The sequence below is a fragment of the uncultured Mycobacterium sp. genome (genome assembly GCF_964249325.1).
In the GTDB taxonomy this organism is placed as follows: domain Bacteria; phylum Actinomycetota; class Actinomycetes; order Mycobacteriales; family Mycobacteriaceae; genus Mycobacterium.
Map to the genome: position 1 here is coordinate 1 of NZ_CAXUCH010000218.1, position 7166 is coordinate 7166.

Annotated in this window: 8 protein-coding genes; 6 read left to right on the plus strand and 2 right to left on the minus strand. The window is 68.0% G+C overall.

Annotation, left to right across the window (positions count from 1 at the left end; translation table 11 throughout):
* On the minus strand, nt 1-163 hold a 163-nt coding region (locus ACFE99_RS20405; protein WP_375488238.1), incomplete at its 3' end, for a GatB/YqeY domain-containing protein.
* Here ACFE99_RS20405 and ACFE99_RS20410 point away from each other — a divergent pair.
* From ACFE99_RS20410 to ACFE99_RS20430, 5 genes are read left to right on the plus strand one after another with little or no spacing between them, the layout of a single operon-like run.
* Nucleotides 162-1565: a hypothetical protein gene (locus ACFE99_RS20410; protein WP_375488231.1), complete on the plus strand. Its 1404-nt coding sequence runs from the start codon at nt 162-164 to the stop codon at nt 1563-1565. The two genes, ACFE99_RS20405 and ACFE99_RS20410, sit on opposite strands and share 2 nt — an antisense overlap.
* A gap of 13 nt (nt 1566-1578) precedes the next feature.
* Nucleotides 1579-2184: a DUF4129 domain-containing protein gene (locus ACFE99_RS20415; protein ID WP_375488232.1), complete on the plus strand. Its 606-nt coding sequence runs from the start codon at nt 1579-1581 to the stop codon at nt 2182-2184.
* Nucleotides 2181-3320 (plus strand): DUF4350 domain-containing protein, encoded by a 1140-nt coding sequence (locus ACFE99_RS20420; RefSeq protein ID WP_375488233.1) that lies wholly within the window; start codon nt 2181-2183, stop codon nt 3318-3320. Before ACFE99_RS20415 ends, ACFE99_RS20420 begins: the two co-directional genes overlap by 4 nt.
* Nucleotides 3317-4264, plus strand: coding sequence for an AAA family ATPase (locus ACFE99_RS20425; RefSeq protein ID WP_375488234.1), 948 nt, complete (start codon nt 3317-3319; stop codon nt 4262-4264). The genes ACFE99_RS20420 and ACFE99_RS20425 overlap by 4 nt, the downstream gene beginning before the upstream one ends.
* The gene (locus ACFE99_RS20430) at nt 4264-5586 is read left to right on the plus strand and encodes a DUF58 domain-containing protein (RefSeq protein ID WP_375488235.1); all 1323 of its coding nucleotides are present in this window, start codon (nt 4264-4266) and stop codon (nt 5584-5586) included. Before ACFE99_RS20425 ends, ACFE99_RS20430 begins: the two co-directional genes overlap by 1 nt.
* A 69-nt stretch (nt 5587-5655) precedes the next feature.
* Here the strand turns inward: ACFE99_RS20430 and ACFE99_RS20435 are convergent, their stop codons facing one another.
* Nucleotides 5656-6648, minus strand: coding sequence for a stage II sporulation protein M (locus tag ACFE99_RS20435; RefSeq protein WP_375488236.1), 993 nt, complete (start codon nt 6646-6648; stop codon nt 5656-5658).
* 85 nt (nt 6649-6733) lie between these two features.
* Here ACFE99_RS20435 and ACFE99_RS20440 point away from each other — a divergent pair.
* A partial coding sequence (locus tag ACFE99_RS20440; protein WP_375488237.1) for an RDD family protein occupies nt 6734-7166 on the plus strand: 433 nt, incomplete at its 3' end.

Sequence of the window (7166 nt, forward strand, 5' to 3'; positions counted from 1 at the left end):
CCTTGAGCACCTCGTCGTCGGAGAGCTCCCGCGATTGCTTGCCGGAGACCTCTTCGGTCTGGATCGCGGCCAGCAGCATCCGCAGGGTCGCGGTGCGCAACTTGTCCTGCGTCTTCATTGCGTCGGTGAGATCCGCCCGCAATCGCGACTTCAGTTCCGCCATGCCAAGACGCTACGCGCGCACAGCCACTTCGGGCACCGGCGAGACACTTGAGAAGATTGAGAATTGCCCTGCTGGCCGACAGGATGGGAGCCATGATCGACGACGACGGCGGCGCCACCAGGTGAGCACGCCGCCGCCCGACTACCCGGACTATCCAGCGCCCGATTACCCGCAACCCGGTTACGGCACCCCTGGGTATGCCGCGCCCGGATATCCGCCGCTGGGCTACGGTTCACCGCCGGGTTACGCCCCCGGCCCGCCGGCCTACTGGCCGCCGCAGGGCTACGGCCCGCCACCCCCTGGCCCGCCTGGCTATGGTCCACCGTACGGCCCGCCACCGGGCTACGGCCCGCCGTACGGCTCTCCAGCGGGATACGGTGTGCCACCCGGCTACGGCGTGCCGCCGCCCTACGGCGGCCTGCCACCACTACCGCCGGCGGTGGTCAAGCCCGGGATCATACCGCTTCGGCCGTTGACCCTCAGCGAGATCTTCAACGGTGCCGTTGGCTATATCCGAGCCAATCCAAAGACCACGCTCGGAATGACCGCGGTCGTCGTTGTGGTCATGCAGATCGTCGCACTGATCGCCAAGGCTGGACCGCTCACCGCTGCCAGCCAGGCGGGTGGCCCCACCGGCGAGGCCACATCGGGCGAAACCACCGCGTGGACACTGTCGATCGCCGTCGGCGGCCTCGTCAGCTGGCTGGCCAGCATTCTGCTCAGCGGGATCCTCACCGTTGTCGTCGGCCGCGCGGTATTCGGATCGACCATCACCATCGGCGAGGCATGGGACAAGGTTCGCGGGCGGCTGCTGGCGTTGATCGGGGTGGCGGCGCTGGAAGCCGCTGGAGTGATTGTGATTATCGGGCTGGTGGTAGTGGTCCTTGCCGTCGTCAGCTCGATCGGCAACGGCGCGGCGGCGATCGTCTTCGGCTTCCCGCTGGCACTCGCATCGATCGCGATCCTGGCCTTCCTCTACACGGTGTTGTCGTTCGCGCCGGTGCTGATTGTGCTGGAGAGGCTCACCGTCATGCGCGCGATCAGCAGATCTTTCGCGCTGGTGCGCAACAGCTTTTGGCGGGTGCTGGGTATCCGGGCCCTGACCGCGCTCGTGGTGTTCGTCATCGCGGACGCGATCGCGGCGCCGTTCACCTTCGTCGGGCAGTTGATGGCCTCGACACATTCCACCGGCCCAATCCTGATCGGTGCCACGCTGGCTACCATCGGCGCGGCGATCGGCCAGATCGTCACCACACCGTTCAGCGCCGGAGTTCTCGTCTTGTTGTATACCGACCGCCGGATTCGTGCCGAGGCGTTCGACCTTGTACTGCAAAGCGGCGCCGCGGCTGGGCCTTTCGCAACAGCGTCAACCGATAGCCTGTGGCTGATCCGGCCGCTGTGAAGGGTGGCTGAGGGTGCCCGCCATCGACATCGACCGCGATGCCGCACACCAAGCCGCCCAACGCGAGCTGGCCAAGCCGATCTACCCCAAAGAGTCGCCGATCCAACGGCTTCACGACTGGCTCGACGATCTGGTGTATCGCGTTCTGCATGCCGGCGCGTCGATGCCCGGCGGGTGGTTCACCGTCTCGGTGCTGCTGATCTTGCTGGCTGTCGGGGTGGGTGTCGCCATCCACGTTGCCCGACGCACCATGCGCACTCGCCGAGGCGATCACCCGATGTTCGACGGCGGCCAGCTCAGCGCTGCCCAGCATCGCGCAACCGCGGAAGAGCTTGCCGCTGGGGGTGATTGGGCCGCCGCGATCAGACACCGGCTGCGCGCGGTGGCCAGCACCCTGGAGGACAGCGGTGTGATCAGCCCGATGGCCGGCCGCACCGCAAACGAGCTGGCCCGTGACGCCGGTGCTCGCCTGCCTCATCTGGCATCGGAGATGTCGCAGGCCGCAATCGCTTTCAACGACGTTACCTACGGTGGACGCCCCGGCACGCCTGCCGCCTACCGAATGATCGCCGACCTCGATGACCATCTGGGGTCGCGTTCCGGGGCGCAGGTCCGGTGACCGTCGCTGAGCTGCGGACCCGTCCGCTTGCCGGCCCGCGGCGGGCGCGGTCGTGGCGCTGGGTCGCGCTGGCGCTGGCGGCCCTCGCCGCAATCGCCGCTCTCGGCGCCTATCTGACCGCTCCGCGACCCGGAGGCGTGATGGACCCGGCATCCACCGGCCGCCACGGTGCCCACGCGTTGGTGGCGTTGCTGCGCGAGAACGGGTTGGAGGTCGTCATCGCCGGCAGCGTCGCCGATGTCGAACGCGCCGCGCGGCCCGACTCGCTGCTGTTGTTCGCCCAAACTCAACACCTGGTCGACGACGCGCTGCTGGACCGGTTGGCGAGAGCGCCTGGCGACCTGCTGGTGGCGGAGCCCACGTCGCGCGCCCGAGCCGCATTGACGCCCGGTCTTCGCATCGGCGGCGTCAGCACGCTCGACCATGAGCCCAATTGCGCTCTGCGCGAAGCTAATCGAGCCGGCACGGTGCAGTTCGGCCCGAGTAACATCTATACTGCCGACCAACTGCTGACCAGCTGCTACGACGGGGTGCTGGTGCGCTACCGGGACGGCACTCGCACGGTCACGGTCGTCGGCAACACCAGCTTCATGACGAACGGCGACCTGTTGCGGGCCGGCAACGCCGCGTTGGCGATGAACCTCGCCGGCGAGCGACCGCGGATCGTCTGGTACGCGCCCCAGCACATCGAAGGCGAACGATCCTCATCGGCAACGATCCTCGACGCGATCCCGGGCAAGGTCGACTGGATCGTATGGCAGCTGACGGTGGTGGTGATCCTGCTCGCGTTGTGGCAAGGCCGACGGCTTGGCCCGGTGGTCGTCGAGGATTTGCCTGTCGTGGTGCGGGCTTCCGAGACCGTCGAGGGACGTGGTCGGCTATATCGGTCCCGGCGGGCGCGGGATCGCGCCGCCGAGGCCCTGCGCACAGCGACGTTGCAGCGGCTGTTGCCCCGCATCGGGCTCGCCGTCAACGCGCCGGCGGCTGCTGTCGTGACGGCCATCACCGAGCGCAGCGCGGCTAGCCCAGAATCAGTGCAGCACATACTGTTCGGGCCGCCGCCAGCCACCGACACCGACTTGGTACACCTGGCCCAGGCGCTCGACGACATCGAAAGGCAGGTCGCACACCGATGACTGAACAGGCGCGTCAGGCCCTGCTGGCGGTGCGCACCGAGATCGCCAAGGCAGTCGTCGGGCAGGACGCAGTTGTCAGCGGACTGGTGATCGCGTTGCTGTGCCGCGGCCACGTGCTGCTCGAAGGTGTTCCGGGCGTGGCGAAAACACTGCTGGTGCGCGCTCTGGCCGCGGCTTTGCAGTTGGAGTTCAAACGTGTGCAGTTCACGCCGGATTTGATGCCCGGCGACGTTACCGGCTCACTGATCTATGACGCCCGTACCGCCGCGTTCGTGTTTCGGGCCGGCCCGGTGTTCACCAACCTGATGCTGGCCGACGAGATCAACCGCACTCCCCCGAAGACGCAGGCGGCCCTGCTGGAGGCAATGGAAGAACGTCAGGTCAGCGTGGACGGCGAACCGAAGTCACTGCCCGACCCCTTCATCGTCGCCGCGACCCAGAACCCTATCGAATACGAGGGCACCTACCAGCTGCCGGAAGCCCAACTCGACCGCTTCCTGCTCAAGCTCAATGTGCCGGTGCCGCCGCGTGACGCCGAAATCGCGATCCTGGGCCGGCATGCACACGGATTCGATCCGCGCGACCTGTCCGCGATCACACCGGTGGCCCGGCCCGACCAGCTGGCCGCCGGGCGGGATGCGGTCCGTCAAGTGCTGGTCGCCGACGAGGTGCTCGGCTACATCGTCGACGTCGTCGCGGCCACCCGGAGCTCCCCCGCGCTGCGGCTGGGCGTTTCACCCCGCGGCGCGACGGCGCTGCTGGGTACCGCGCGGGCGTGGTCCTGGCTGTCGGGTCGCAACTACGTGACTCCCGACGATGTGAAGGCAATGGCGCGCCCGACGCTGCGCCACCGGGTGTCGCTACGCCCGGAGGCCGAGCTCGAAGGCGCCACACCCGACGGTGTTCTCGACGGAATCCTGGCCTCGGTTCCGGTGCCCCGCTAGTGATCTTGACTGGACGCGTGGGACTGGTGGCGCTGATATGTGTGCTGCCGGTGGCGTTGTCTCCTTGGCCTGCAACATCTTTCGCTGTGCTGCTCGCGGCGCTGGCGGTGGCGGTGGCGCTCGACGCCGGGTTGGCGGCTAGCCCCGGCGCGTTGCGGTTTGACCGGTTCGGGCCGGAATCGGTCCGTCTCGGCGAGCCGGTCGACACCGGCTTGGTGATCCGCAACGACGGGGGCCGACGGTTCCGCGGCCAGGTCCGCGACGCCTGGGCGCCCAGTGCGCGTGCCACGCCACACGCCCACACCGTCGATCTCGCAGCCGGACAGACCTGCCGTGTCGTGACGCATCTGCGACCGGTTCGGCGCGGCGAGCAGCGATCCGCTGCGGTCACCGCACGCTCGATCGGGCCGATGGGGATGGCTGGACGGCAACGCTCGAAGCCGGTACCCGCTCAGGTCCGCATCTTGCCCCCGTTTTTGTCCCGCAAGCATCTGCCGTCGCGGCTGGCCAAACTCTGGGAGATCGACGGGATGCTGCCGACCCTGATCCGCGGGCAGGGAACCGAATTCGATTCGCTGCGCGAATATGTCGTCGGCGACGACGTCCGCGCGATTGACTGGCGCGCCACCGCCCGGCGCGCCGACGTGGTGGTCCGCACGTGGCGGCCAGAACGCGACCGGCGCGTCGTGATCGTGCTCGACACCGGTCGAACGGCGGCGGGCCGCGTAGGAATCGACCCGACCGTGGGCCAGCCCAGCGGGTGGCCGCGGCTGGACTGGTCGATGGACGCCGCGCTGCTGCTGGCGGCGCTCGCGTCCCGAGCAGGCGACCATGTCGACTTCCTGGCCCACGACCGGGTGACCAAGGCCGTGGTATTCGGTGCATCCCGCACGGAAGTGCTTGCACAACTGGTCGACGCGGTGACTCCCCTGCAGCCGGCTCTGCTCGAATCAGATTGGGCCGCAATGGCCGCCGCGATTCTTCGGCGTGCCCGGCGGCGGGCACTGGTCGTGCTGCTGACCGACCTCAATCCGACCGCTCTCGACGAGGGGCTGCTCCCGGTTCTGCCACAGTTGTCGGCGAGGCATCAGGTGATCCTGGCCGCGGTCGCCGACCCGCGCGTCGAGCAGATGGCCAGTGGGCGATCCGATGCCGCGGCCGTGTATGACGCGGCCGCGGCCGAACGAGCCCGCAACGACCGGCGCGCGTTCGCTGCTCGGCTCCGCCGTGGCGGGGTGCAGGTCGTCGACGCGGCGCCCGAAGAACTGGCTCCCGCGCTGGCCGACCGCTACCTGGCGATGAAAGCCACCGGCCGGCTGTGACTTCGCCTTCGAATGTGGGGTCGTGGTACGCGTTTCGCAATTCCGCGTGTCATAGGCCCACGTTCGCGCTCAGCCGGTCGGGAGAACATCAGGCGCGTCGGCGATATCGCCGGTCTCACCGGTGCGTGCGGCTCGTCGGCCGAAGTGCACGATGTAGGCCAAAAACGCTGCCTCCGCTGTGATCCCGATGCCGACGCGCAGGAACGTCGGCAACGGCGACGGGGTGACCAGTGCTTCGATGAGGCCGGAGACCAGCAACACCACCACCAACCCGACGGCGACCGCCACGACAGCGCGGCCCTGCTCGGCGAGCACCTGTCCGCGCGGCCGATGCCCGGGCGAGATCACCGACCACCCCAGCCGCATCCCGGCGGCGGCTGCCAGCAGCACCGCCGTCAACTCCAACAGCCCGTGCGGAAGCAACAAGCCCAGCAGGATGGCGCCCTTTCCGGCCTGAAACATCAGCCCGGCGGCCACTCCCAGGTTGGCGGCATTCGAGAACAGCACAAACGGGATCGGCACGCCCAACAGGACGGCGAACGCGATGCATTTTGCGGCAACCCAGGCGTTGTTCGTCCATACCTCGAGCGCGAACGAGCCGGCCGGGTGCTCGCGGTAATACGACGCGAATTCGTGGTTGACCAATTCGTCTATCTCACTGGGCGTTCCGATGGTGGATTGCACCTCCGCACTACCGGCCACCCAAAACGCCATGACCACCGCGACAGCGAAGAACGCCACGGCCGTTGCCAACCACCATCGCCACGCACGGTAGGCAACCACTGGGAACGACACCATCCAGAAGCGGGCGAACTCGCGGCCCAGCGGGGCATGCGCGCCGGTGACCGCCGACCGGGCACGCGCGACCAGCGACGAGAGCCGGCCGACCAGCGCCGAATCCGAAGACGCCGAGCGCACCATCGACAGGTGAGTGGACACTCGTTGATAGAGCTCGACGAGTTCGTCGACTTCGGCACCGGTAAGCCGTCGCCGATTCTTGACCAATCGCTCTAGCCGGTCCCAGGTGCCGCGGTGCGCCAGCACGAAAGCGTCGACGTCCACGCCGATCAGGCTACGTGGCGATCGCAAACTCGGCGAAGCCGAGTGCAGCGGGTCGCCACCCGACTATTCGAGTAGCGTTCGCAATATGGCGGAGGTGGTGACCGGCGACGCTGTGGTGCTCGACGTGCAGATCGCTCAGCTGCCGGTACGCGCGGTCGGCGCACTGATCGACATCGCGGTGGTGTTCGTCGGTTATCTGCTCGCCCTAATGCTTTGGGCGGCCACCCAGACGCAGTTCGACGATGCGGCGACGGCCGCGATGCTGGTCATCTTCACCGTCTTGGTTCTGGTGGGGTATCCGCTCGTATTCGAAACAGCAACGCGGGGTCGTTCGCTGGGCAAGATCGTGATGGGCCTGCGCGTGGTGGCCGACGACGGCGGCCCGGAACGCTTTCGGCAGGCCCTGTTTCGAGCTTTGGCGTCGGTGGTGGAGATCTGGATGCTGTTGGGCAGCCCCGCGGTCATCTGCAGCATGCTGTCACCGAAGGCCAAGCGCATCGGCGACATCTTCGCCGGCC